At 42.0% G+C, this 26,671-nt stretch carries 28 protein-coding genes; 26 read left to right on the plus strand and 2 right to left on the minus strand.

What is annotated here, in order from left to right:
• Window positions 1-170: 170 nt before the first annotated feature.
• The 15 genes from ACTG7X_RS10390 to ACTG7X_RS10460 all read left to right on the plus strand — a co-directional run bounded on the left by ACTG7X_RS10390 (window position 171) and on the right by ACTG7X_RS10460 (window position 12,372).
• Window positions 171-893, plus strand: a complete 723-nt coding sequence (locus tag ACTG7X_RS10390) for a phosphoribosyltransferase (protein ID WP_439258430.1) — start codon at window positions 171-173, stop codon at window positions 891-893.
• A gap of 25 nt (window positions 894-918) precedes the next feature.
• Entirely contained in the window at window positions 919-1,122 is a 204-nt protein-coding gene (locus tag ACTG7X_RS10395; protein WP_439258388.1) for a hypothetical protein, read from the plus strand.
• A 210-nt stretch (window positions 1,123-1,332) separates the two neighbouring features.
• Window positions 1,333-1,884, plus strand: a complete 552-nt coding sequence (locus ACTG7X_RS10400) for a hypothetical protein (protein ID WP_439258389.1) — start codon at window positions 1,333-1,335, stop codon at window positions 1,882-1,884.
• Between the two features lie 97 nt (window positions 1,885-1,981).
• Window positions 1,982-2,215, plus strand: a complete 234-nt coding sequence (locus tag ACTG7X_RS10405) for a hypothetical protein (RefSeq protein WP_439258390.1) — start codon at window positions 1,982-1,984, stop codon at window positions 2,213-2,215.
• A gap of 8 nt (window positions 2,216-2,223) precedes the next feature.
• On the plus strand, window positions 2,224-2,622 hold the full coding sequence (gene vapC, locus ACTG7X_RS10410) for a type II toxin-antitoxin system tRNA(fMet)-specific endonuclease VapC (RefSeq protein ID WP_439258391.1): 399 nt from the start codon (window positions 2,224-2,226) through the stop codon (window positions 2,620-2,622).
• A 173-nt stretch (window positions 2,623-2,795) separates the two neighbouring features.
• Window positions 2,796-3,029 (plus strand): hypothetical protein, encoded by a 234-nt coding sequence (locus tag ACTG7X_RS10415; RefSeq protein WP_439258392.1) that lies wholly within the window; start codon window positions 2,796-2,798, stop codon window positions 3,027-3,029.
• 132 nt (window positions 3,030-3,161) lie between these two features.
• Window positions 3,162-3,833 (plus strand): trimeric intracellular cation channel family protein, encoded by a 672-nt coding sequence (locus tag ACTG7X_RS10420; RefSeq protein ID WP_439258393.1) that lies wholly within the window; start codon window positions 3,162-3,164, stop codon window positions 3,831-3,833.
• A gap of 8 nt (window positions 3,834-3,841) precedes the next feature.
• Window positions 3,842-4,300: a ribosomal protein S18-alanine N-acetyltransferase gene (gene rimI / locus ACTG7X_RS10425; protein ID WP_439258394.1), complete on the plus strand. Its 459-nt coding sequence runs from the start codon at window positions 3,842-3,844 to the stop codon at window positions 4,298-4,300.
• Window positions 4,301-4,318: 18 nt separating this feature from the next.
• Window positions 4,319-5,110 carry a hypothetical protein gene (locus ACTG7X_RS10430; RefSeq protein WP_439258395.1) on the plus strand — a complete coding sequence of 264 codons (792 nt, stop codon included), beginning with the start codon at window positions 4,319-4,321 and terminating at the stop codon, window positions 5,108-5,110.
• Between the two features lie 12 nt (window positions 5,111-5,122).
• Window positions 5,123-7,846 (plus strand): YdbH family protein, encoded by a 2,724-nt coding sequence (locus ACTG7X_RS10435; protein WP_439258396.1) that lies wholly within the window; start codon window positions 5,123-5,125, stop codon window positions 7,844-7,846.
• 98 nt (window positions 7,847-7,944) lie between these two features.
• Window positions 7,945-8,127 carry a YnbE family lipoprotein gene (locus tag ACTG7X_RS10440; RefSeq protein ID WP_439258431.1) on the plus strand — a complete coding sequence of 61 codons (183 nt, stop codon included), beginning with the start codon at window positions 7,945-7,947 and terminating at the stop codon, window positions 8,125-8,127.
• An 8-nt stretch (window positions 8,128-8,135) separates the two neighbouring features.
• Window positions 8,136-8,591 (plus strand): transcriptional regulator NrdR, encoded by a 456-nt coding sequence (gene nrdR, locus ACTG7X_RS10445; protein WP_439258397.1) that lies wholly within the window; start codon window positions 8,136-8,138, stop codon window positions 8,589-8,591.
• Window positions 8,591-9,724, plus strand: a complete 1,134-nt coding sequence (ribD, locus tag ACTG7X_RS10450) for a bifunctional diaminohydroxyphosphoribosylaminopyrimidine deaminase/5-amino-6-(5-phosphoribosylamino)uracil reductase RibD (RefSeq protein ID WP_439258398.1) — start codon at window positions 8,591-8,593, stop codon at window positions 9,722-9,724. The genes nrdR and ribD overlap by 1 nt, the downstream gene beginning before the upstream one ends.
• A 10-nt stretch (window positions 9,725-9,734) precedes the next feature.
• Window positions 9,735-10,778: an outer membrane-stress sensor serine endopeptidase DegS gene (gene degS / locus ACTG7X_RS10455; RefSeq protein WP_439258399.1), complete on the plus strand. Its 1,044-nt coding sequence runs from the start codon at window positions 9,735-9,737 to the stop codon at window positions 10,776-10,778.
• Window positions 10,779-10,794: 16 nt separating this feature from the next.
• Window positions 10,795-12,372, plus strand: coding sequence for a peptide ABC transporter substrate-binding protein (locus ACTG7X_RS10460; protein ID WP_439258400.1), 1,578 nt, complete (start codon window positions 10,795-10,797; stop codon window positions 12,370-12,372).
• Here the strand turns inward: ACTG7X_RS10460 and ACTG7X_RS10465 are convergent.
• A complete protein-coding gene (locus ACTG7X_RS10465) occupies window positions 12,350-13,279 on the minus strand; it encodes an AEC family transporter (protein WP_439243048.1) in 930 nt (309 codons plus the stop codon). The genes ACTG7X_RS10460 and ACTG7X_RS10465 overlap by 23 nt on opposite strands.
• Before the next feature lie 240 nt (window positions 13,280-13,519).
• On the opposite strand from ACTG7X_RS10465, the gene ACTG7X_RS10470 reads away from it, so the two are divergent.
• The 5 genes from ACTG7X_RS10470 to ACTG7X_RS10490 all read left to right on the plus strand — a co-directional run bounded on the left by ACTG7X_RS10470 (window position 13,520) and on the right by ACTG7X_RS10490 (window position 21,676).
• Window positions 13,520-13,972, plus strand: a complete 453-nt coding sequence (locus ACTG7X_RS10470) for a DUF441 domain-containing protein (RefSeq protein ID WP_439258401.1) — start codon at window positions 13,520-13,522, stop codon at window positions 13,970-13,972.
• An 18-nt stretch (window positions 13,973-13,990) separates the two neighbouring features.
• A complete protein-coding gene (gene hrpA / locus ACTG7X_RS10475) occupies window positions 13,991-17,893 on the plus strand; it encodes an ATP-dependent RNA helicase HrpA (RefSeq protein ID WP_439258432.1) in 3,903 nt (1,300 codons plus the stop codon).
• A 285-nt stretch (window positions 17,894-18,178) separates the two neighbouring features.
• Window positions 18,179-18,436: a helix-turn-helix domain-containing protein gene (locus ACTG7X_RS10480; RefSeq protein ID WP_439258402.1), complete on the plus strand. Its 258-nt coding sequence runs from the start codon at window positions 18,179-18,181 to the stop codon at window positions 18,434-18,436.
• 272 nt (window positions 18,437-18,708) lie between these two features.
• On the plus strand, window positions 18,709-20,484 hold the full coding sequence (locus tag ACTG7X_RS10485) for an ATP-binding protein (RefSeq protein ID WP_439258403.1): 1,776 nt from the start codon (window positions 18,709-18,711) through the stop codon (window positions 20,482-20,484).
• 70 nt (window positions 20,485-20,554) lie between these two features.
• Complete coding sequence (locus tag ACTG7X_RS10490) at window positions 20,555-21,676, plus strand: AAA family ATPase (RefSeq protein WP_439258404.1); 1,122 nt, start codon at window positions 20,555-20,557, stop codon at window positions 21,674-21,676.
• A gap of 39 nt (window positions 21,677-21,715) precedes the next feature.
• On the opposite strand, the gene suhB is transcribed toward ACTG7X_RS10490, so the two are convergent.
• Window positions 21,716-22,519, minus strand: a complete 804-nt coding sequence (suhB, locus tag ACTG7X_RS10495) for an inositol-1-monophosphatase (protein WP_439258405.1) — start codon at window positions 22,517-22,519, stop codon at window positions 21,716-21,718.
• A gap of 187 nt (window positions 22,520-22,706) precedes the next feature.
• Between suhB and trmJ the strand changes: the two genes are divergently transcribed.
• The 6 genes from trmJ (at window position 22,707) to hscB (ending at window position 26,662) form a co-directional block, all read left to right on the plus strand.
• On the plus strand, window positions 22,707-23,453 hold the full coding sequence (trmJ, locus tag ACTG7X_RS10500; RefSeq protein ID WP_439258433.1) for a tRNA (cytosine(32)/uridine(32)-2'-O)-methyltransferase TrmJ: 747 nt from the start codon (window positions 22,707-22,709) through the stop codon (window positions 23,451-23,453).
• Window positions 23,454-23,524: 71 nt separating this feature from the next.
• A complete protein-coding gene (iscR, locus tag ACTG7X_RS10505) occupies window positions 23,525-23,989 on the plus strand; it encodes a Fe-S cluster assembly transcriptional regulator IscR (RefSeq protein WP_439258406.1) in 465 nt (154 codons plus the stop codon).
• A 32-nt stretch (window positions 23,990-24,021) separates the two neighbouring features.
• Window positions 24,022-25,236, plus strand: coding sequence for an IscS subfamily cysteine desulfurase (locus tag ACTG7X_RS10510; protein ID WP_439258407.1), 1,215 nt, complete (start codon window positions 24,022-24,024; stop codon window positions 25,234-25,236).
• A 19-nt stretch (window positions 25,237-25,255) separates the two neighbouring features.
• The gene (gene iscU, locus ACTG7X_RS10515; RefSeq protein ID WP_439258408.1) at window positions 25,256-25,639 is read left to right on the plus strand and encodes a Fe-S cluster assembly scaffold IscU; all 384 of its coding nucleotides are present in this window, start codon (window positions 25,256-25,258) and stop codon (window positions 25,637-25,639) included.
• Window positions 25,640-25,808: 169 nt separating this feature from the next.
• Complete coding sequence (gene iscA / locus ACTG7X_RS10520) at window positions 25,809-26,132, plus strand: iron-sulfur cluster assembly protein IscA (protein ID WP_439242967.1); 324 nt, start codon at window positions 25,809-25,811, stop codon at window positions 26,130-26,132.
• A gap of 14 nt (window positions 26,133-26,146) precedes the next feature.
• Window positions 26,147-26,662 (plus strand): Fe-S protein assembly co-chaperone HscB, encoded by a 516-nt coding sequence (hscB, locus tag ACTG7X_RS10525; RefSeq protein ID WP_439258409.1) that lies wholly within the window; start codon window positions 26,147-26,149, stop codon window positions 26,660-26,662.
• Window positions 26,663-26,671: the final 9 nt, after the last annotated feature.

The following is a 26,671-nucleotide window of genomic DNA, read 5'->3' on the forward strand; positions in this document are numbered from 1 at the left end:
TGTTTAAATGCTTGGTTGTATTTAGTCATAAAAATCTGCACCTTACTTAGTTGGTTATTAGTCCAACTTTTGGGGTGCAGATCAGAAATACCGCGGTTTTTTTGTGGGTTGAATGTTTGGGAGGAATGTTTTATGATATGCAGAACTTATAGCTAATAATTTTGAATAATATGATGCGTAGTAAATGGAGTGATGATTTTCCAGACACTGTTATTGATCGTAAACTTGCTGATGCAACATCGCACATAGCCTATGCAGAAGCTAAGGCGGGTGATATAAATGCAGCCTATCAATTGGCTCAAGATTTGGTAACGCAGTCAGCCATAAATAAATTGGCACAAATTATTGGCAATCGTAGACAAAATAGTGTGCTTATCCCCGTTCATGCAGAAGAAGCCGTCGGGCGAAATATGATACCACTTGCTACCGCCTTTGTATTGGCAACACATTTGCATATTCCAGTAGAGCGGTCTATTGTACAAGCTACAAAAGTTTCACGTACGGGTGGGGATGGATGGCATAGATTAGCCAATCCCCCAATGTTTGATGGTGTTGTACCAAGAGATAAATTCGCGATTATTTTAGATGACACTCAGACACAAGGTGGTACACTTACTAGCCTAAAAGGCTATATAGAACAACATCAAGGCAAGGTTATTGCTGCCTATGCACTAACAGGCAAACAATATTCAGCACAATTAAGACTATCTCCGACAACATTATATACATTGAGAGAACGCTATGCACAACTTGAACCCTTCTGGCAACAACAATTTGATTACAACTTCGCCTACCTTAGTGAATGGGAAGCCCGATTCATCATCAATTCAGGTAAGAACATTGAGCAAATCCGAGATACAATCCTTGCGCGAAAGCAAGGAACAGGGCTATAAGCGGTTATGTGAATTAGCTGGGGAAATGGCATTGGCTGCCCCAGATGCTACTGATAATGGTGATTGGAATGATGCTGTACGCGGACAGTTTAAATTTACCCACAAAAGAAAGGATACCTATCAACTAGAAGCCTTTTTTGACCCTGATGTGATTGATCTTATTATTCAACATAACAACACTCAAGACCGTCAACGCACAAATAACATCTTACGGGCATTATTCGTATAATCACCATTTCACTCCAAACCGCGACTTAAAAAAGTGGCGGTTTTTTTGGGTTGAAAGTGAACAAGCAACTATGCTAAACTAAGTCCAACGGCTTAAATAATAGGGAGAAAACGATGAATAGCGTACAACCTAGCCCCCCCCTTGCTCGCTCAATCATTGAACTGCAAGATAACATCAACCAAAGAGTCGCCATTACAGGAAACACCTTTGATGAAATCCTTGCACAACTTCAAAGACTTGGCAACCTTGCTAGAGAAAGAAACAGCGAGACCCAAAACCATAGAAATCATCAACATCAGCAAACCTGAAATTGACGAATTTTTCTATGAAATCAGTGCTATTTTGCTTGATAAATTCATTGATGATATCAAAGAACAATACATCTACGACCTTGCAACCTTAATTAACACTTGGCAAGTGCAAGGTTTTGTAGAAGTGTACCACCAAGACAGCGACGCAAAACACGGCAGAATTAAACCTTCACATATCAATGCCAAAGGGAGCATAACCCCACTTTACATTGGTTTATATCACGCTCGTGTGCAGTACAACCAAAACGACCCCTTGCTCATTGTTACCTTTGAACCAGATCAAACCAACAGTAACGACAATAAACAAACACCAATCATCCGTTTTTTGATAGATCACAACAGTATGTTCGGACATTTTAATGAAAAACATCAACAACAAGTAATGCACAAAATCCACCAAACCATCAACAAACTCATTAACGCCCCTGAACATTATCAGGATATTTTGTAAATGTGCGGTGAAATATTGCGGTTTTTTTGTGGGTTGAATGTTTGACCTAAATCTTTTACAATAAACCTTATTTTCTCAATAAAACCAAGGGGTAATTATGGCGACATCACACACACATATCCCGCAAGACGTACCTATTTATCTTGCCCAAGCCTTGCATTTCCCTACTCATATCAGCCAAGTTACTGTTCGCCAAGTAGGCAGTAATTGCATTATTAGCCCAACCAGTCAAATATGGGATAGTTTCTTTCTCTCAGGCGACAGCGTGAGTGATGATTTTATGGCAGAACGCTTATCTGTTGCTGCAAGTCAACGTGAAAGTTTTGATTAGGGCGGATTATGCTTAATTTTATGTTAGACACCAATATTTGCATTTATGTGATGAAACGTAAACCGATTTCTGCCCTAGAAAAATTTAACCAATACGCCAGTCGCTTATGTGTTAGCAGCATTACCGCAGCTGAACTTTATTTTGGTGCTGAAAATAGCCAATTCATTGCCAAAAATCTCAATGCGGTAGATGACTTTCTTTCTCGTCTGACTGTTTTAGATTACGATCTTAATGCCAGCACGCACTACGGCAATATTTGTGCAGCACTCAGAAAACAAGGGCAATTACTCAGTGAAAATGATATGCACATTGCCGCTCACGCTCGCAGTCAAGGTTTAGTTTTAGTAACCAATAATAGCAAGGAGTTTGTCCGCGTTGCAGGTTTGAGATTGGATAATTGGGTTTGAAAGAGCTAGGCAATTTTGCAAAATTTGCAAATGACCAAAAAAATTTGCACGCACATCTAATCTAGTTAAGCTAAACCTAAAATCGCAGTGAAATATTGCGGTTTTTTTGTGGGTTGAAAATAAACAAGCAACTATGCTAAACTCAACGCATACCAAACAGAAAGGGGAACGTTATGCAACTCAATCTTAACCCACAATTAGAACAAATCATCAGCCACAATGCCCATTTGCAAGGTATCAACGCCAACCAGCTGATGGAAAAAATTGTGGTGGAATATTTTAAGCCTGACACATTATATGATTTGGCAATGAATTACCAAGGCAAAGATGTCGGCGATATTGATTTGAAAATACCGACAAATAAATTGCTTGAACGATGGAATTGGGAGTGGTACTCCCGTATTTGATTTAAAATCCTTATAATAAACCTTATTTTCTCAATAAAACCAAGGGGTAATTATCCGTCACCGCGGCTAACATTGCCATTCCCCAAAAACTACGCTAAAATCAACCGCACTTTTTATCAACAATCAAAACCTATGCTACTTTCCATTCTCTATATCATTGGTATTACCGCCGAGGCCATTACGGGGGCATTAGCCGCAGGGCGAGAAAAAATGGATATTTTTGGGGTGATTATTATCGCCTCCATGACCGCCATTGGTGGTGGTTCCGTGCGAGATGTGTTGTTAGGGCATTATCCGCTAGGTTGGGTGAAACACCCCGAATATTTTATTATTGTGGCTACGGCGGCGGTGTTAACCGTGTTTATTGCGCCCTTTATTAACCATTTTATGCGCTATTTTCGTACCATTTTCTTAGTGCTTGACGCCGTTGGGTTGATCGTGTTTTCCATTATTGGCGCACAAATTGCCTTGGATATGGGCCATGGTTATATTATTGCCACTATCGCCGCCATTATCACGGGCGCATTCGGTGGCGTGTTGCGTGATTTATTATGTAACCGTATTCCGCTGGTGTTTCAAAAAGAACTCTATGCCAGTGTGGCTTTGTTGGCGACCTGCATTTACATTGCCTTGCATGAACTGGGTATTCAGCATGATATTGTAGTGATCATCACTTTACTCAGTGGTTTTATTATCCGTTTATTGGCGATCCGTTTTGAATGGGGGTTGCCGGTGTTTGATTATCAAGAACAAGAAATTGAGAAGAAAACCGACGTAGATCGCTTGCCGAAAAAACGTCAATAAGGAACGCTATGTCGAGTGATATTCGCATTGAATGGATTGAATCTCAGGATTTTGAACGCCTCTTTGAGATTGAACAGGCGGCGCACTTAGTGCCTTGGTCCATGGGCACCTTGAAAAATAATCAGGGTGAGCGTTATCATAATCTGAAAATTAGCGTTAATCAGCAGATTGTCGGGTTTGCCATTAGTCAAATCGTGGTGGATGAGGCGACATTATTTAATATTGCCATTGATCCCGCTTTTCAAGGGCAAAAATTAGGCTTTCAATTACTGCAGCAATTACTGGTGCAATTACAACAAAAAGGCATCAAAACCCTTTGGTTGGAAGTGCGAGAAAGTAACCATAACGCCCAAAAATTGTATGAACAATGTGGCTTTAATGAAGTCTGTGTGCGCCGAGATTATTACCCGACACCAGCGGGCAAGCGTGAAAATGCACTGGTAATGGCCGCTTATTTATCATTTTAAACATTGATTGGATTGATTATGTCAGAAGAAACCCCTTTAAAACGCACCGCACTTTTCTCCCTCATGCCGATTTTATTGGCGTGCATTCCCGAAAGTTACGTGATTATATTTCAACAACGTGCGTTGCCATTGAGCTTTTTAGCGGCACAACTGTTGTGTTTTGTGGTGTTTTTCAAAGGGGAAATCTGCCCTGGTCAACGTGGGCGGTTAATGGTTGCGCAGGGCTTTTTTGCTTTGTATTGGGTGATTATTGGCATAATCGGGTTGTTAAATGATACTCGCCCGTTAACCACGTTAGCGCTCTGTTTTTGTGGGGCATTGATGGTTATCATTGCTTTAAAGCAACCGACACAAGAGGATGATCGCCGTGATACGTGGTTATTGGCGGGGGGAATGATTGGGCTGATTGCTATCGTTCTGTATGTGCTGTTAATGGTTGAGAATCGCGCGCCCTATTTGATTTATAGTCCCTTTACCCAACTGTTTATCGGGGTGGTGTTGGCCAATTTCGCTTTGGTGATTTCACGTAACCGCTTGCAAGGTTTGATCGCTTTATTGCCATTGATTATGGCGGTATTGTTGGTCCTGAATATCCTGTCGGTATTATTTGTTATGGCATGGAATCCGAGTGCGGTGCGTTTTGCCAATGATTTTGCTGCGGTGCTTTATTTCCTATCACATTTGGCATTAATGGGCATTTTAGCGGTGACGATTTTTAGAAAAATAAAACTCAATTATCCTGCGTTAATGCTGTTATTGTTTATTGCCAGTTTTTTACCGATTTGGGCCATGTTAGCGTACTTCATATAGAGAAGAAAGCAGATGGTTAAAAAATGTCTTGTTTCTGTTTCGGTGACGTTACTCGCAGTGGTGGCAATCAGCTTATTCGCCTTGTCACCGAGCCATATCGAGCAACTGGCGAATCATTTTCTCGGACAAGATCTTTCCATTAAAATCGGTGAAAAAAACACGCTCTCTAGCAAAGGGGCGGAACTGCATAGCTTTACGCTTAATCTCAATCAGCCCGAGGCTTGTCCGTTAGTGCAATTAGAAAATGTTCAAGCCCATTGGTGGGATAAACGCGCGTTACAGGCGGAAAAGGCTATCCTTGATTATGCTTGTTTTCAACAGATACCGAGTGCAGAGGACGCCACAAAAACAGAATTTAATTTAACCGCACTTTTGGCCAGTTTGCCTGATGTGAGTGTAGAAATTGCGGATTTACAGGTGATTAATGCGGAGGCCATCAGTTCGCCTGCGCTGCAACAATTATTGCAAAGTCAATTAAGCGCCGCTTTGTCTTATCAAGATCAACAACTCCATTTACAAGCGACGGGCAAAACGCCAGAGCGTGAGCTGATTCAACTCAATGCAACCTTAGCCGAACAGCAAGTGAGTGGCCATTTAACCTATCAACCCCAAGCGGATCAGCAACATCAAGCAGATTTTCAATTTGCCTTATCACAAAATATATTGGATATTCCTGAACAGGGGAAATTCAATTTACATTGGCAACGCCCCGATTTAGCCTTAACGCAGGCGGATTTATCCTTGCAATGGCAAGATCGGCAAGGCATTTTGGTTTTGCAAGATGTGGCACATCAACAGCCAATTTTAAATGTGCCGTTTAAGGTGGAAAAAGACCAATTTCAAATTGAAAATGGTCAATTTTATTGGCCTGTTTCCAACTTACAACAACCCTTGCAAGGAGTGTTAAATTTAACTTTACATAAGCTAACGGAAGATTGGCTTCCGCTGAATATGGACGTGCGCTTGAGCTTGTTTTCCGCTGGTGAGGCAGGTAAAGGCAATATTGTGATTTATGGCACCCAAGGCGTGATTAACAAAGACAGTCTTAATCTTCCTTTGGAGGCCCATGGCAACGTGAAATACGGTCAATCCATTGCTTATGTCGACACGGCGTTTGATGTGCGAGGCAATCAAGAGGATATGATTGCCCTATTCAAAGAAAAATCCATCTTACGGGTGAATTGGAAAGAGCCTAATGCCAATATGACGGTGAGAATTCCTATGACAGATGTGATTATTGGCAAGTATGGCGTAGGGGGAAGATTACAAGCCTTTTTACAAGGCCACACCGCCCAATTTTCGGATATTGATTTACATTTAGACGGTCAAGCCAATCAATTTGTGGCGGGGATTACGTCTTTATTCGCTTTGCGTACAGATGATTTTCAACGCAATGGGGTGATCTTGAAAAGCAGTGATAGCAACTGGTGGAAATGGAATTTTAACGGTAAAGCCAATGTGAAAGCGCTGAAAAGCCCGATTACTGTAAGCGGAAAAGGCGCATGGCAATCGGATCATGTGGAAATCCAACAATTACAAGCCCATTTGGGGAAATTTTATACCTCAGGCATCCGTGTCCCCAAGGTTGAAATGCGCTTAAAAGACACCTTGCATTGGTATTATGAAGAAGAGAAATTACAAGGCTTACTGCAAGCCAGCATTCCCGACATTGGTTTAGATTACGGCGGGCATTTTGTCAAGCCGGTGTTGGAGTTAGGCATTGATGGCAAAGCGCTGAAAGATTTTAATTTAGCCGGTAATATGACCGCAGGCGGATTAGGCCCGATAAAATTATTTGCCCATTATCGCAATGATGAATTAGTGGGGCGACTATATTGGTTAGAACAATCGGCGAAAGTGTTCCAAACCTTATTCCCGCAGAATTGGGAATGGGAAATTTTAAATGGCACGATCAAAGGACAAACCGATTTTGATGTCAGCGCCGAACGAGGTTTACAAATGGGCGGCCATTTTTCCATTCGACAAGCGGAGGTGGCGTTTCCTGATGGTGAATTGCGAGGCATTGAATTTGCGTTGCCTTATCGTTACCTCAATAGCCGTGTAGAATTAGTGAAAAATCCCGTGCAAGTGTCGGTCAATTACCTGAAATCAGGCGTGTTAGTGGCGGAAAACCTGAGCGTAAAAGTGCAAGGTTATTACCCTTATTCGACACAACGCCCGCTGACATTGAGTGAATTAAAATTTAATTTACTCGGTGGCGAAATGAGTGTCAATAAATTTGCTTTACCGCAACAAAAAATTGCCAATGTACAGCTATATAATATTGATTTATCGCAAGCCTTAACCATGGCGGAATATACCCAAGTGGGCCTGTCGGGGCGAGTGAATGCGACGCTCCCATTTTGGTTGGAAAATGAACATTGTATTATTTGTGACGGTGAAATCACCAAAACGGACGAGCAAGATGTGAACTTAACATTGGGGCCAGAACTGATTACAGGGCTAAAATCCGGTGGGTTAACTGAGGGGATTTTAGCGGATGTGGTGAGTAACATGAATTTGCAAAAGTTAACTGCCAATGTCAATTTAACGCCCAATGGCATGTTGACATTAGCCTCACATATTCAAGGTTATAACCCGACGAAACGCAATAAACATCCCATTACCTTGAATTATACTCATCAAGAAAATGTCTATGAATTATGGGATATGGTGAATTATGGTTCCACCTTTGAACAGAATTTAGAATATCAACTCTATCAAAAAAGAAAATAATCTCTTGCCTTGAAACCTCAACAGCCCTAAGGTTGAGGTGTAGGATTTCCCCTCAGGCTGTGTTAAACTTAGACCATGCGCAACAGGGTTTTTGAATGATGAAAAAATACATAAAATTGACACCGCACTTTCTGGCCAGCAGCCTATTGCTGACTGGCTGTACGCCTACCGTACAGTTGGAAACGCCGAAAGAGGGGATTACCATTAATATGAATGTGGTGGTGGATCATAAAATTAATGTAGAAATGGATAAAGAAACGAAGCAAGTATTAGAAAAATAAGGAATGTTATGTATTGTCCGTTTTGTTCTGCCGAAGAAACGAAAGTGATTGATAGCCGTTTGGTGGCCGAGGGGTTTCAGGTTCGCCGACGTCGTGAATGTACCCAATGCCACGAGCGTTTTACTACCTTTGAAAGCGCGGAGTTATTGGTTCCTCGTGTGATTAAAAAAGATGACGCCAGAGAACCCTTTGATGAACTGAAACTCCGTCAGAGTATTCAGCACGCGGTGGGGAAACGTCCCGTCAGTGAAGATGATGTGGAAAACGCGGTGAGCCATATTATTCACCAATTACAAGCCACTGGTGAGCGCGAAGTGCCGAGTAAATTGATCGGGAATTTAGTCATGGACGAATTAAAAAAATTGGATAAAGTGGCTTATATTCGGTTTGCCTCGGTGTATTTAAGTTTTGAAGATATTAATGAATTTTCCAAAGAAATCGATAAAATTAAGGACTTTACTTGATGACATTTAGCCCACAAGATCACCAGTTTATGCAGCTTGCGTTAGATTTAGCCGAACGTGGCCGATTTACCACTTCGCCAAATCCCTCGGTGGGTTGTGTGTTGGTCAAACAGGGGCAAATTGTCGGGCAAGGTTTTCATTTCAAAGCGGGCGAACCGCATGCTGAAGTCATGGCATTACGCCAAGCGGGCGAACAAGCTAAACATGCGACGGCTTACGTGACCTTGGAGCCTTGTTCCCATTATGGACGCACACCGCCTTGTGCCAAAGGCTTAATTGAGGCAGGTGTGAGCAACGTGATTGCGGCCATGTTAGATCCGAATCCGCAAGTGGCTGGCCGTGGTTTGCAGATGTTGCAACAGGCAGGCATTGAAACCGCAGTGGGATTATTGCAAGAAAAAGCCGAAAAGTTAAACCAAGGCTTTTTGCACCGTATGCGAACGGGCTTGCCTTTTGTACAATTAAAATTGGCCATGAGTTTGGATGGTCGAACGGCTATGGCGAATGGTGAGAGCAAATGGATTACCGGCGAGTTAGCCCGTGCAGACGTGCAACAAGAACGGGCAAAATCCTCGGCAATTTTATCCACCGCCGCCACGGTGTTAGCAGACGATCCGAGCTTAAATGTCCGTTGGGCGCAGTTACCGCCTACCATTCAGCAGGAATATGCGATTGAAAATGTTCGCCAACCAGTGCGTATTATTTGGGATTTTCAGCACCGAGTGTTGCCAACTCATCAGCTTTTCAACACAGATTCGCCGGTGTGGTTGGTCAGTGATAAAGCCCGTGATTTAGCAGATTTCCCCGATTTCTGCCAACATATTCAGCTAGAAACTAAGGAAAATCAGACCGCACTTTCTGCCTTAATGCAAGCCTTAGGGGAACGCCAAATCAACAGCTTATGGGTAGAATGTGGGGCCACTTTTGCGGGTGCCTTGATTGAGCAGAATGTAGTCAATGAATTGTTGGTGTATATTGCGCCTAAATTGCTCGGCGACCAAGCCAGAGGCTTGTGCAAATTGCCACATGTTCAGCAACTGGCGCAAGCCCCGCAATGGCAATTACAATTACAATCTGTTGAACAGCTAGGCGAAGATTTAAAAACCTGTTACTACCGCAAACAGCAAAAATAGAGAGACTGTTATGATAAAAAAATTATTACAATCCGCATTGATTGGCTTGGTTTGTGCAGGCTTAATTCTTTTTGTGATCCCGCAATTTACCGGTGGCACAGGGTTAAAATTAACCAGTGAGGTGATGTCTTTTAAAGAGGCCGTACGCATTGCCTCGCCAGCGGTGGTGAATGTGTATAATCAAACCTTTACCAGTAATTCCAATTTAGATGCGGGTAAAGTGTCAACCCATAATTTAGGATCGGGTGTGATTATGAGCAAAGATGGCTATATTCTCACCAACAAACACGTGATTCAACGTGCGGATCAAATTATTGTGGCGTTACAAGACGGACGGGTATTTGAGGCTAATTTAATTGGTTCGGATAGTTTAACCGACTTGGCGGTGCTAAAAATTCGCGCCGATAAACTGGCCACCATACCGCAGAATCCGACACGTCAAATTCACGTGGGGGATGTGGTGTTGGCCATTGGTAATCCTTATAATCTCGGCCAAAGCGTATCGCAAGGGATTATCAGCGCCACTGGCCGAAATGCCGTCGGCGAAACCGTCGGTCGGCAGAATTTTATTCAAACCGACGCCTCCATTAATCGCGGTAATTCAGGCGGCGCCTTGATCAACTCCTTGGGCGAGTTAGTGGGCATTAGCACCTTAAGTATCGGTAAAGACGCCACGGAAATTGCCGAGGGCTTGAGCTTTGCCATTCCCATTGAAATTGCTAATGATGTGATGAAAAAGATTATCCGTGATGGCCGAGTGATCCGAGGTTATTTTGGCGTGCAAAGCAATATTTTGTTTAGTAACGGTCAAAATGATGGCAACAGTTCGGGGATTTTAATTGAAAATGTGGTGCCAAATGGGCCGGCCTCAAAAGCGGGTATTCAAGCAGGTGATGTGATGTTGAAATTTAATGATAAAGTGGCCAATTCGCCCGATCAGGTGATGCAAGTGATCAGCAATACCAAGCCAAACACGCAAGTCAAGGTGGTGATTTCTCGTTTAGGGCGCATTTTTGAATTGCCCGTCACCATTGAAGAATATCCAGCGAATTAGCGGATAAAGCGCCAATATGCACAATAAAATCATCGTGATAAACGCTGTTAAGGTGGCCCTGTTGGCGATCTTTAGCCTGATTTGTCTGTCCGCCTGTGAGCCGAATGCTGCCCCTGAAAAAATGCAAAACGTTGCTAGCCCCACCGATAACGTGGCGTATCAAGCGGATGTATTAGTCCGAGGTGTGTATGGGCCGTTTATGTTACAGCTTGAACAAATTCAACAGCCAGAACAAACCGCTCTATTACGTGATTTATTCGAGGGTTTAGTGATTTATGATCCGCAAGGCAATATCATTGCCGGCGTGGCGGAAAGTTGGCAAAGTGCGGATCAAAAAACATGGATTTTTACCTTACGTAAAAATGCCAGATGGTCCAATGGCGAATCCGTGACGGCACAAGATTTTGTGCAAAGTTGGCAACAATTAGCCGGTTCGGCAAATCCGCAAAAGCAATTTTTACGCTACATGAATATGCAAAATGCCGCTGCCGTACTGGCGCAATCTATGCCTGTACAGCAACTCGGCGTACAAGCCCTTGATGACCGCACCCTGCAAATTCGTTTAGATAAACCCACCCCTTATTTGCCGAAGATGTTGGCTCACGTGGCCTTGTTACCTCAATATCAAGGAGCGACGCCAACGACCACGAACATAATTTCCAATGGGGCTTATGTGCTTGTGGAACAAGGCGAAAATCAACTTCGTTTACAGCAAAATCCGGCTTATTGGCAAGCCAATGACCGTGCATTTGGTCAAGTGATCTACCAACAGATCACGCCAGACATGCCGCCATCACGCTTGGATATTATCCAAAATAGTCAACAGGGGACAGATCACATCAGCTATTTTCCGCAACTTTGTACTTATTTTTACGAATTTAATTTCCGTGATCCTCTGTTGCAGAAAAAAGCGGTACGCAATGCTTTATCGGCCATGATTCCAAGTAATATCGTGCCGTCACAACCTTTTATGTTGCCAAACGGAATCAGTTATTTACCCGAGAATATGCAATTTGAACAAGAACGAGATTTTGAGCCGACGGTGGTGGAACAACAATTACAGCATGCGGGTATCACTGAAAGTCAGCCCTTAACATTACGGCTTACCTATGATAATCAGGGGTTACACGCTCAAATTGCAGAGCATTTAATTCGTGTGTGGTCGCAGTCGGATTTAATTCGTCTTCAGGCGGATCCGGTTTCCTATCAAACGCTACTTGAAAAACATGCGCAGGGTGATTTTCAACTTATTCGTTCAGGTTGGTGTGCGGATTACAACGATCCCTCTGCTTTTTTATCCTTATTACATTCCCAAAGTGCGGATAATAAAATGGGATTTTTTGATCCCGAGATGGATCAACTGTTAGAAAAAGCCTTGTCGGCCAAGATTTCCGAACAAGAACGCACCGCACTTTATCGCAAGGCGATTGCTCGTTCTCAGCAAGAATATGTGGTAATGCCAATTTTCCAATATGCCATGCCAGTGCAAATTGCTCCCAGTGTGGCGGGCTACGATCTTACCAATCCCACGAGCGTGATTTATAGCAAAGATCTTTATCGTTTAAACTTGCCTAAATCAACTGATACAAAGTAATAATTAACGGCATGGTGATGACGCATAACATAGTCGTCACCCCATAAATGGCACTGGATTTTTGCGCATCTTTGCCATGTAATACCGCAATTTGTGTGACGGTCGCCGCAGCAGGGCTAATGGTGGCGAGAAAACTGATTAACGCAATGGTTTCGCCATGTTCTGCCAAGCTAGAAAAATGGCCGAATTTAATCACCAGCATTAAGCAAAGTGGGATAAAAATTAAGCGTAAAAAAGTGACTAAATAAATCCGTTTTGACGACAAAATACTGCGTAACGGGATACCTGCAATTAACATTCCTGCAATCAACATGGCATTAGGGCCAATAAAAGTCCCTATGGAAGATAAGGTGCCAACCACAATAGCGGGCAATTTAATTTGAAAAGCAAACAAAGTTGCCCCCACAATAATTGACCAAATATTGATATTCTTCACAATTCTTTTCAAGGAGAAAGATTTTTCTCCACAAATCAAACCACGGCAATGGGTCCAAAATAACACCGTCTGCACCACGATAAAACAGGTGGCATAAATCACCCATTCATCACCAAACATGGACATCACTAAGGGAATAATTAAATTACCTGAATTAGAATAAATGGCGGCGGCATGTTCCACTCCGTCGAGTTTAAAGATTTTTTTCAGCATAACGCCCATGATAATTAAGAGAATGTGCAACAAAATTGCCATGGAAACGGAAAGCAATAAACCACGCAACAATTCAGGGCTGTAATCAATTTGGAACGCTTTGAGCATGACGGCAGGGCTAATGATATACACTCCGACAACAGAGAGAGGAAAGGTATCTTTCGGTTGCAATAATTTTGACTTCACTAAACCGTAACCTAATAACACAATAAGGGTAAGTTCGGTGATTTTACTGGCTAAAATTAAAGCAATATCCATAAGGCGTTCCCGTTAAATGAGCAGGATTTTATAGTACCGATTTTAGCTAAAAATGGAAATAAAAAAATGTGATATTTTGTTATAATGGTTGCTAATTACTTTTTTACCCTCACCCTAGCCCTCTCCCAGAGGGAGAGGGAATAGTTTAGGGAATATTTATAATAAAAATCCTCATTCAGTCCCCTCTCCCTCTGGGAGAGGGCTAGGGTGAGGGTTCATCAGAAAAAAAAAGGATCGCAAATGTCATTACAATTTAATGCTATCGCTCTGTTATTGGTCGTACTCATTTTACTCGGTGTACTTAGTAATAACAGCTCGATTACCATTTCCGCCACCGTCTTATTGTTAATGCAACAAACTTTTTTGAGCAAATACATCCCCTTTGTAGAAAAGAATGGTTTAACGATCGGCATTATTATTTTAACCATTGGCGTACTCAGCCCGATAGTATCAGGCAAAGTGCAACTGCCAGAATTGAAATCCTTATTTGATTGGAAAATGCTAATTGCGTTGGCCGTGGGAGCATTGGTCGCATGGCTCGGTGGGCGAGGCGTCAGTTTAATGGGAACCCAACCGATTTTGCTTACCGGCTTATTGATTGGCACCGTGCTTGGCGTAGCATTTCTCGGCGGTATTCCTGTCGGCCCATTGATTGCAGCAGGGATTTTATCCTTATTGATTGGGGGAAAATAAGCTGTGAAACCAAATCAAATCAAATCAAATAGAACCCCATTAACGCCGTTGCAAAATGCCTTATTTCACCAACTCAAAGACGTGATGATCCTTGACGAACGAAAAATTGCGGCACGCATTAAAGGCATAGGTCAAATTAAAAATGAACAAAGCCAACAAGCCGTTGCTGCCGAAATTCAAAGCCAAATTCAACAGGCTCAAGCACGCCTAAATCAACGTAAAAGTGCGGTGCAAAAAATAGCATTTCCTGATAATTTACCTGTTAGCCAACGTAAAGCCGAAATTCAGAAATTAATCCGTGAAAATCAAGTGGTGGTGATTGCAGGCGAAACGGGATCGGGCAAAACCACCCAATTGCCGAAAATGTGTTTAGAACTGGGTTTAGGCAAAAAAGGCTTGATCGGACACACACAACCACGCCGTATTGCGGCGCGTTCAGTGGCGGCTCGTATTGCGGAAGAATTGCAAACTGAACTCGGCGGTATAGTGGGTTACAAAGTGCGTTTTAACGATCAAGTAAGCGAAAACACCCAAATTAAGCTGATGACAGACGGGATTTTGCTGGCAGAAATTCAAACCGATCGCTATTTAAATCAATATGATACGCTGATTATTGACGAAGCTCACGAACGCTCACTGAATAACGATTTTATTCTCGGTTATCTCAAACAGCTCTTGCCACGCCGTCCTGATTTAAAAGTCATTATCACATCAGCGACCATTGATGTAGAACGTTTTTCTCAGCATTTTAACAACGCTCCTATTTTAGAAGTATCAGGGCGAACCTATCCAGTGGAAGTGCGTTATCGTCCAATGTTAGACAACGATGAAGAAGATCAATTACAGGGCATTGCTAACGCAGTAGATGAACTGCAAGCCGCAGGGCGTGGCGATATTTTGATTTTCTTAAACGGCGAACGGGAAATTCGAGATACGGCGGAAATGTTGCAAAAACAAGATCTTCGCCATACGGAAATTTTGCCCTTGTATGCACGGCTGTCCGCCCAAGAACAAAATAAAATTTTCCACCCGAGCGGACTTAATCGTATTGTATTGGCAACCAACGTGGCGGAAACGTCCTTGACCGTGCCAGGGATTAAATATGTGATCGATCCCGGTACAGCACGCATTTCTCGTTACAGTTACCGCACCAAAGTGCAACGCCTGCCTATTGAACCCATTTCACAAGCGTCCGCCAATCAACGCAAAGGGCGTTGCGGTCGGGTGAGTGAAGGGATTTGTATTCGCCTGTATTCAGAAGAGGATTTCAACAACCGCCCTGAATTTACCGATCCTGAAATTTTACGTACCAATTTAGCCAGCGTCATTTTGCAAATGACCGCACTTGGGCTGGACGATATTGATGCGTTCCCCTTTGTGGATGCCCCCGATAAACGCCATATTCAAGATGGCATTAAATTGTTGGAAGAATTGCAAGCCTTTGAATGGCGAAAAACCAAATTTGGCGAGAAACGCTTTTTAACCCAACAAGGTAAACAGCTCGCCCAATTGCCAGTGGATCCCCGCCTTGCCAAAATGCTCTTAACAGCGGTAGAACAAGGTTGTTTACACGAATTAATGATTATCGTATCTGCCCTGTCTATTCAAGATCCCCGAGAACGACCGCAGGAAAAACAACAATCCGCAGACGACAAACATCGCCGTTTTGCCGATAAAAAATCCGACTTTATGGCGTGGCTGAACCTGTGGAATTATATTCAAACCAACCAAAAAGAGCTGACCAAAAACCAATTTCGCCGTTTATGCCAAAAGGATTTTCTCAATTATTTGCGGATTCGGGAATGGCAGGATATTTATCATCAAATCAGAACCCAAGTGCGAGAATTGGGCTTGCCGATCAATTCGGAAGCGGCAAAATATCCGCAAATTCACACCGCACTTTTGAGCGGTTTGCTGTCGCATATCGGTCTGAAAGATAATGAAAAAAGCCAATATTTAGGGGCAAGAAACGCACATTTTGCGATTTTTCCTAATTCGGTATTGTTTAAAAAACAGCCGAAATGGGTAATGGCAGCGGAACTGGTAGAAACGTCTAAACTCTGGGGGCGAATGGTGGCAGAAATTGAGCCTGAATGGATTGAACCCCTTGCCAAACATTTAACCAAAAGCAGTTATTCCGAACCCCGTTGGTCAAAATCCCGTGGGCAAGTGATTGCCGATGAAAAAGTGAGCCTGTATGGCGTGCCGATTGTGGCAAGTCGCCCTGTGAATTTTAGCCAAATTGAACCGCAAACCTGCCGTGCGATTTTTATTCAATCCGCACTGGTGGAGGGGGATTGGAATACTCGCCACAAGTTCTTTTTTGCCAACCAAAAATTAGTGCGTGAAGTGGAAGAGCTGGAGCATAAATCCCGCCGCCGTGATATTTTGGTGGACGACCGCACCTTATTTGAGTTTTACGATGAACGCATCGGGGCGGACGTGGTGTCGCAGAAACATTTTGATAGCTGGTGGAAAACCGCCAGCCAAAACGCTCCTGATTTGCTCAATTTTGAAAAATCGTTTTTGATGAATGATGATGCACAAAAAGTGAGCCAACTGGATTTCCCGAATTTCTGGCAACAGGGCAATATTAAGCTCAAATTGACTTATCAATTTGAACCAGGGACGGACGCAGACGGCGTGACGGTGCATATTCCATTGCCGTTGCTCAATCAAATTGAAATGACAGGTTTTGACTGGCAAATCCCCAGTTTACGCCAAGAATTGATTATCGCTTTAATCAAAGCCTTACCGAAAAATCTCCGCCGCAATTTCGTGCCAGCCCCCAATTATGCCGAGGCATTTTTAGGGCGAGTGACCCATTTTGATAAGCCATTGACGGAAACCTTAAGCCACGAGTTCCGCCGAATGACAGGCGTAGCCGTTGAACCTGAGCAATGGAATTTTGAGCAAATTGCACCGCACTTAAAAATGACCTTCCGTGTGGTGGACGACAAAGGCAAAAAAATTGCCGAAAGTATGAATTTAGACCAGCTTAAATTTGATCTCAAAGATCGGGTGCAAGCCAGCATTTCCGCCGTGGCAGATGATGGCATTGAGCAATCAGGGATTCATATTTGGAATTTTGACCAACTTCCGCAATGTTATGAGCAGAAAAAACAAGGGTTTACCGTAAAAGCCTTTCCTGCGATTACGGACGAAAAAGATGCCGTGGGGATTAAATTATTTGAAACCGAATACGAGCAAAGCGTGGCAATGCAGCAGGGGTTACGCCGTTTAATTTTGCTCAACGTGCCATCACCGATCAAATATTTACACGAAAAATTACCCAACAAATCCAAACTGGGGCTATATTTCACCCCGTTCGGCAAAGTGCTGGAATTAATTGATGACTGTATCGCCTGCGGTGTGGACAAGCTGATCGCTGATTTCGGTGGGTTTGTGTGGAATGAAACGGATTTTGATAAATTACGAGATTTCGTGCGAGAAAATCTCAATGATATTACCGTGGACATCGCCCAACAGGTAGAACGCTTGCTAACGCTCACCTTTGAAATCAACAAACGCCTAAAAGGCAAAATGGATTTCACTCAAGCCTTTGCCCTATCTGACATTAAAGCCCAATTGAACGGCTTGATTTATCAAGGTTTTGTGGAAAAAACAGGCTATGCCAGACTGCCCGATTTACAGCGTTATCTCCAAGCCATAGATAAACGCCTAGACAAACTCGCCCAAGATACCAACCGAGACAGGGCAGCAATGCTGCGGGTAGAACAATGCCAACAAGCCTATAATCAGCTGTTAGCAAAACTGCCAAAATCTAAACCGCACTCCGCAGAAGTGTTGGAAATTCGCTATATGATTGAAGAACTTAGAGTGAGTTTGTTTGCTCAACAGTTGGGGACGAAGTATCCGATTTCGGATAAAAGGGTGCTGAATGTGATTAATGAAATTTAGACATAGCAAACAAAATGGTTAGAAAAAGTGAGTAAAAACTTTGTACTATTAAATAGGTTGGTCCACTGTTTCTAACTATATAGTTCATTAAGAAGAGCATAACGCCAAAAGGATGAGTGCAAAGATCAATGTAATCATAACTTGTCCCAATGTACGTGGTTGGGCAACTGCAAAACAGACAAAAAGACAAACGAAAAGCCACATAACAAATTCTCCTTTAATTTAATTTCTTGAATTTTTGCACCTAAAACAGGTTCATTTTACTATGAACCTAGAATAGGTGCAATGAGAAATTTAAGATTATCCATTCATTCCGCCGAGCATAGTTGGTTACGCCAATTATTTTTAGAACAACGGCAAAAATTAGGTTTATCACAACGAGCATTAGCCGATAAGTTGGGAGTAATTCATTCCTTTATTGGTAAAGTGGAAACGGGTGATAGACGATTAGATGTTTTTGAGTTTATCGCTTATTGTAAAGGTCTTGAGCTTGATCCTTTGGTTGTTTTACAAGAAATAAATCAACATTTCAGTAACCAATAACTTTTCAAATTTACTACACTCTGCAAAGTGTATTAGAAATTCGCTATGTGATTGACGAGTTGCGAGTGAGGTTGTTTATACACAAAAAACGGCAAAATTTGTGCATGATAAAATAACGTATACAAGAAATGCGGAAAACTTGTGTGCGTTATGATGATATATACGAAATAGGCATGATCCTGTTGTTATTTATATTGTAACCTCTCGTAAAAAACACCGCACTTTTCCTCAATTTTTGTTAAGATACGCAAAAAATCTTAATGAGATCCGCTATGAACGTCAATCATTTCACACAACGCTATATCGACTGGGTGATCAAACTCGGTCGGCTCAAATTTTCCCTGTTAGGTTTTCTCATTGTCGCCACCTTTGCCTTACTGACCCATATTGTGTTAAGTTTTGTGGTGATGGGGCGAATTAATTGGGAAAGTTTAAGTTATGCCATTATTTTTGGCTTGATTTCCGCCCCTTTCGTGATTTATTTTTTCACTTTATTAGTCGATCGGCTCGAACGCTCACGTTTAGCCTTAGCTAAATCCATTCAAGATAAAAGTGCCTTGCTGGCCAGTATTAGTCACGAACTCCGCACGCCATTAAATGGCATTTTAGGGTTAAGCCAAATGCTGTTAGACACATCATTGACGGAACAACAGCGAAATTATCTGCATACCATTAGCCTAAGTGCGGTGTCTTTAGGCAATATTTTTAATGATATTATCGACTTAGAAAAAATTGATAGCCATAACATTGAGTTATATCAACGTGAAACGGATTTTTATGCGTTTTTAAACGATATACAAAATATTGCGACCTTATTAGCCAGTCAAAAAGGCTTGTCTTTTGAGATGAAATGTGACGAAAATTTACCGCACTTTTTACGCTTAGATCAAACAAGGCTAAACCAAATTTTATGGAATTTATTGAGTAATGCGGTGAAATTCACCGAACAAGGGACGATCGGTCTAGCAGTCAATGCTTTACCCGATAATCACTATCAATTTTCTGTCACGGATACCGGACAAGGTATGCCAAGCCAAGAGCTAGACAAAATCTTCACCATGTATTACCAAGTGGCCAGCAGTGGTAAACGCTCTGCTGGCAGTGGCATTGGGTTAGCCATTTCAGAAAATCTGGCACATTTAATGCAGGGAGATTTAACCGTTGCCAGTGAACTCGGGCAAGGCACCACTTTTACGCTCCGCATTCAAGCGGAAAGCGTGGAACCTAAAGCGTCGCCGATGGTAAAAAGTGCGGTGCAAAATTTACACATTTTATTGGTGGAAGATATTCAGCTCAACATCACCGTGGCAAAAACTCTGTTAGAAAAACTCGGTCACCAAGTGGATGTCGCCATGTCAGGCAAAGAGGCTATTCAAGCCTTTGAACACAACAGCTATGATTTATTGTTATTAGACATTCAACTGCCCGATATGACCGGTTTTGACATTGCCCATTATTTACGTGATGGCTATGAAAATGATCGCTATGATTATCTGCCACCGTTAATTGCGTTAACCGCCAATGTGATGCAAAACAAAGCCGAATATCAACGTCAAGGCATGGATGACGTATTGCGTAAGCCATTGTTAGTGAATGAATTAACCGCTTGCTTGAATACCTATTTTGGCGACAGTGAAATGTTAGCACATGCCCCAAAGCACGCAGAGACTCAACCCATTCCCGAAGATTTAGCCGAATATTTTAACCCTGACATTCTGGCAGAACTGCTTGAATTTATTGGCAAAGATTTATATGCCGAAAATATCCGTTTATTTAAACAGGAAATCAACGGTGGCGATTTGGATGTGGTTTCCGCTTATCAAGATTATCAACAAGGCCATATCAGTAAGCAACAATTTACTGAAACCGCTCATAAACTCAAAGGGGCGGCTGCCAGTCTTGCTATGCAATCGGTTCAGAATTTGGCGAATTTGATGCAACAGGGGGAGTTGCCAGAGTGGGATGAAAAAGTATCAGCATGGGTGAGTGAAATTGAACGGTTGACAACCATCAGTTTGGATTTGATGTATTTATGGCTATCAAAATAAAATATACAAAATTATATATGTAAAGTATAATTATATACGTGAAGTATAATTTTGTATAAAGGTATATAAAATGAGCAATATAACCAAGGATCCTCTCTATTATCCACGAACAGAACTGGCAGAACGTTTAGTGGTGAGTTTGAAAGATGGTATTAGCCATGCTTTGACATTGTTTGCTCCACGCCGTATGGGCAAAACACAATTTTTATTACAGGATATTAAACCCTTAGCGGAAAAAATGGGGTTTCACGTTTGCTATTTTAGTTTTATGGATACATTTATTTCTGGAGATAACCAAGCTCAGGGAACGGATATTCAGCAAGCCTTTTGTCAGGCATTATCCACTTTTCTAACTAAAACAGTACAAGTTAAGCTAAACAAAGCGTTGGGAAAAATTAAAACCGTTGAAATTGCAGGGATGGTTGGCGTAGGTTTAGACAATGGAAAATTACCGGTGCAAACAAGCCCAAGTCGTCTATTGCAAGAAATTGCCGAAACCAGTCAGAAACCTGTCTTAATGCTGTTTGATGAAATCCAAGAATTGGCTAGAATTAAGGGAATGCAAGCCTTAGTGAAATCTTTGCGTACAGGGCTTGATATGTATCAATCTAAAATTAAAGTAATTTTTACTGGATCAAGCACAAATGGTTTACGTACGATGTTTAATGACAGTAAAGCACCGTTCTTTCATTTTGCACACGCACTCAATTTCCCCAATCTTGGTCGTGATTTTACTGACTTTTTAGCGGATATTTATCAGCAACGAGTTGGAAAAGGATTAGATAAAACGGTATTTTTTACGATTTTTCAACGATTGAATTATACGCCATTGTATATGCGGACGATTACGCAGAATTTGATTATCGATCCTGAGCTTTCTTTAGAACAAGCCGTACAAAAGACCTTAGATGAAATAGGCTTTCAAAATGAGAATGTACAACAATGGCAACAGCTTAGTGAGCTTGAGAGACAGATTTTACGTTTGATCGCTCAAGGAAAAAGTGCATTGTACAGCCAAGACACTCGTCAACAATTAGCAAATTTGTTGGGCGTTGAACAAATAAGTAGCAGTACAATTCAAGGTAAAATGAGAAAACTTGAACGAGCGGATTTGATCACTCGGGGTGTGGGAGATGAATTAAAGATTAATCAACCGCAGTTTCAAACGTGGTTAATAGAAAATAAAATTTAAAAAAGGGGCAAACGCCCCTTTTTCATATTACAACAGATATTACTCTTTAAACGTATCCCCTAAACAAGGCTGAATTTTAGTCAAAATTTCTTTCACCACACGAGGATGAGCTGCGACAATATGGCCGTCTTTTAAATAATCATGTCCGCCATTAAAATCACAAACTAAGCCACCCGCCTCACGAACGACCAATTCACCTGCGGCAATATCCCAAGGTTTTAAGCCCATTTCAAAGAAACCATCAACACGGTTGGCAGCGGTGTAGCACAAATCTAAGGCGGCAGAGCCTGTGCGACGGAAATCAGCGGCATCGGTGATTAAGGCATTCATCATGGCCATGTGAATTGGCATCAGTTTGGCTTGTTTGAATGGGAAACCAGTGGCTAGTACGGTGCCTTTCATATCACGGCGGTCTGCAACACGTAAACGAATATCGTTTAATTTTGCTCCCTCGCCACGTACTGCGGTAAATAATTCATTTTTGATTGGGTCATAAACCACGCCCACTTCAGTGCGACCTTTGACACGAATAGCGATAGAGACAGCGAAATGTGGGAAACCTTTGATAAAGTTGGTGGTGCCGTCTAATGGATCGATCACCCATTGCGTATCACGATCATTACCTGCTAACACCCCTGATTCTTCGGTGATAATACTGTGATCAGGGTAGGAGGCACGAATGGTTTCAATCACGGCGGCCTCGGCCGCTTTATCTACGTTGGTCACGTAGTCATAGTTGCCTTTAACTTGGGTTTCAATATCCGCACGGTTTTCATAACTTTTGGCGATAACATTGCCTGCTTTTCGTGCAGCACGAATAGCGATATTTAACATTGGGTTCATAAGAATATCCATTAGAGATTGTGAAAAGAACAATGGCAAAGCGTATTTTGCGTTTTGCCTTAAACTGCGGTGCATTATAGTGAATTTTTTGAGCCGTTTCCACTATTAAAAATATTTTCTAAAACCTACTAATAAATAGGGATATTGTGCTAAAATAAGCAACGAGTTTAATTTGAATATCGCAACTATGTTAGACAACATCCGCATTGTATTAATCGAAACCTCCCATTCTGGTAATATTGGCTCGGCGGCTCGGGCCATGAAAACCATGGGCTTGCGTGAGTTGTATTTGGTTTCGCCGAAACAAGGTATTGATGAACAGGCAATAGCCTTGTCCGCAGGGGCGGAGGATGTGGTGAAAAATGCGGTGGTGGTTGAGCGTTTTGAGCAAGCGGTGGGCGATTGTTCGCTGTTGATTGGCACCAGTGCCAGACTTCGCCATTTGCAGAATAGTTTAATTGAACCTCGTCAATGCGGTGAGATTGCTATGCAAGCCACGAAGTGCGGTGAAAAAGTGGCGATTATTTTCGGTCGTGAGCGAGTGGGGTTAACCAATGATGAACTCTTGAAATGCCGTTATCATTTAACCATTCCGGCGAATCCTGATTATTCTTCGCTCAATTTAGCCATGGCAGTGCAGTTGGTGTGTTATGAATTACGTATGGCGTTTTTGTCGCAAACTGCACAGGAAATGCCTGTTACTCCCATAGAAAATACCGTTAAAAACACCGCACTTTTAGCTACGACACAACAATTAGAATACTTTTTTGAACATACGGAACGCCTTTATCAATCTTTAGGTTTTATTCAAAATCAAGGTGTTATGCCGAAATTAAGGCGTTTGTATCAACGTGCTGAAGTGGAGCAAAATGAGTTAAATATTTTGCGTGGTATGTTAACTGCGGTGGAAAAACGCTTAGATTTTCATAAGTAATAATAGTTGACTATTTTACTAGGTTAAGTAAACTATTCGCATTGATTGTTAGGATAAGAAGAGAGAGAAAGATGAAATTAACTTCCAAAGGACGTTATGCCGTGACGGCCATTTTAGATATTGCACTAAATGGTCAGGAAAATCCGGTGACATTGTCTGACATTTCTGAACGGCAAAGTATTTCCCTTTCTTATTTGGAGCAGCTTTTTGCTAAATTACGCCGACATGGCTTAGTGAAAAGTGTGCGTGGGCCAGGTGGTGGCTATCAATTAGGATTGCCGACACAAGATATTTCCATCGGTATGATTATTTCGGCGGTGAATGAAAATATTTCCGTGACGAAATGTCTAGGTCAAGGGAATTGTCATGACGGGCATGAATGTTTAACCCATTCTTTATGGGAAGAATTAAGCCAACGGATTGAGAGTTTTTTAGATCAAATCACCTTGGCAGAACTGGTTAATAAGCAGGGTACGAAAGCACGTACTCATCAAACACATCAAGATTTTGATAATCTTTTAGTCGTCAATAGCTAGCTATAAATATAGCATTTTTAGGAGTGAATTTAATGAAATTACCAATTTATTTGGACTATGCAGCAACCTGTCCAGTAGATGAACGTGTGGCAAAAAAAATGATGGAATTTTTAACCATTGATGGTAACTTTGGTAACCCAGCCTCTCGTTCACACAAATTTGGTTGGCAAGCGGAAGAGGCGGTGGATATCGCACGTAATCAAATTGCAGATTTAATCGGTGCAGACAGCCGTGAAATCGTGTTTACTTCGGGGGCAACCGAGGCGGATAACTTGGCCATTAAAGGGGCTGCACATTTCTATCAAACCAAAGGCAAGCACATTATTACGTGCAAAACTGAACATAAAGCGGTGTTAGATACTTGTCGCCAGTTGGAGCGTGAGGGCTTTGAAGTCACGTATTTAGAGCCGAAAGCGGACGGTTTAATCGATCTTGACGTGTTTAAAGCGACACTTCGTCCAGATACGATTTTAGTTTCGATTATGCACGCCAACAACGAAATCGGGGTGATTCAAGATATTAAAGCGATTGGTGAACTTTGCCGTGCCAATAAAACCATTTTCCATACCGACGCTACGCAAAGTGTGGGTAAAGTTGAGATTAATTTAGCGGAATTACCGGTAGATTTACTGTCTATGTCAAGCCACAAATTATATGGGCCAAAAGGGATCGGGGCGTTATATGTACGTCGTAAACCACGTATTCGTTTAGAGGCGATTATTCACGGTGGTGGCCATGAACGTGGTATGCGTTCAGGTACGTTGCCAGTGCATCAAATCGTCGGTATGGGCGAGGCTTATCGTATTTGTAAAGAAGAAATGGCAACTGAAATGCCACGCTTAAAAGCCTTACGTGACCGTTTATACAATGGCTTAAAAGGCATTGAAGAAACCTATGTCAATGGTTCTATGGAACATCGTTTAGATAACAATTTAAACATCAGCTTTAACTATGTTGAGGGTGAAAGTTTAATGATGGCATTGCGTGATATTGCGGTGTCTTCTGGTTCTGCTTGTACATCAGCGAGCCTTGAGCCGTCTTATGTATTACGTTCTTTAGGCTTAAATGATGAATTAGCTCACAGCTCAATTCGTTTCACCTTAGGCCGTTATACGACGGAAGAAGAAATTGATTACACCATTAGCCTAATGCAAGGTGCGGTGCAAAAATTAAGAGATTTATCACCACTTTGGGATTTATTCAAAGAGGGTATTGATTTAAACACCATTGAGTGGTCAGCTCACTAATTTTATAAGGAACAAGAAAATGGCATACAGTGAAAAATTATTAGATCATTATGAAAATCCACGCAACGTGGGTGCTATGGATAAAAAATCTGCTGACGTGGGTACAGGCATGGTCGGTGCACCGGCTTGTGGTGACGTAATGCAGTTACAAATTAAAGTTGGCGATAATGGCATTATTGAAGATGCGAAATTCAAAACCTATGGCTGCGGTTCAGCGATTGCCTCTAGCTCATTGATTACCGAATGGGTCAAAGGTAAATCCTTAGACGAGGCGGGGGCGATTAAAAACAGCCAAATTGCGGAAGAATTAGAGTTACCACCGGTAAAAGTGCATTGCTCAATTCTTGCGGAAGATGCGATTAAAGCCGCCATTGCGGATTATAAAGCGAAACAAGCGAAGTAATTAATTCCCTCTCCTCATAAAATCCCCTCTCCCTCTGGAAGAGGGCTAGGGTGAGGGTAATAGTTTTGGTGAGGGAACACGAGATTGCCCCTCACCTCCCGAAAATCTTTCAGATTTTCTCCATCCTCTCCCACAGGGAGAGGCTGTATTCTTTTATTGGGAGCATATAATGGCAGTCACATTAACGCCAAGTGCCGCTCATCGTGTCAGCACTTTTTTACAAAATCGTGGCAAAGGTATTGGTTTACGTTTAGGCATTAAAACATCAGGCTGTTCTGGATTAGCTTATGTGTTAGAATTTGTGGATAGCCTAAATGAAGATGATCATGTGTTTGAATATGACGGTGTAAAAGTGATCGTAGATACCAAAAGCCTGGTGTATTTAGACGGTACAGAACTGGATTTTGTGAAAGAGGGCTTAAACGAGGGCTTTAAATTCAACAACCCAAATGTCAAAGATCAATGTGGTTGTGGTGAAAGTTTTAACGTATAAATAAGATAAATTTTATGACAAATCCCTTTTCCCTATTTAATTTACCCGTACAATTTGCCGTGGATATGGCCTTATTGTCCGAGCGTTTTTTGCAGTTACAAAAGCAATTTCACCCCGATAATTTTGCTACCCAATCCGCACAAGATCAGCGTTTGGCGATGCAACAATCGGCAGAAATTAATGATGCCTTAAAAACCCTTAAAGATCCGATTTTGCGTGCTGAGGCGATTATTCAAATTCACACTGGCGAAGTACAGGATCTGGAGCAAAAAAGTACGCAAGATATTGCTTTTTTAATGCAACAATTACAATGGCGTGAACAGTTAGACGAGATTGAAACGCAACAAAATCACACCGCACTTGATGAATTTCGTGGTGAGATTGAGATGGAACAAAAAACGCTGTTGCAACAAATTGAAACTGAATTAGCCGAGCAAAACTGGTCAGCTGCACAAATGACGGCAGATAAATTACGTTTTGTGAGAAAATTGATTGAACAGATTGAAAACGTAGAAGAAAAATTGTTTTAGGGGACAGAG

The organism is Lonepinella sp. BR2271 (genome assembly GCF_051851515.1).
GTDB lineage: Bacteria > Pseudomonadota > Gammaproteobacteria > Enterobacterales > Pasteurellaceae > Lonepinella.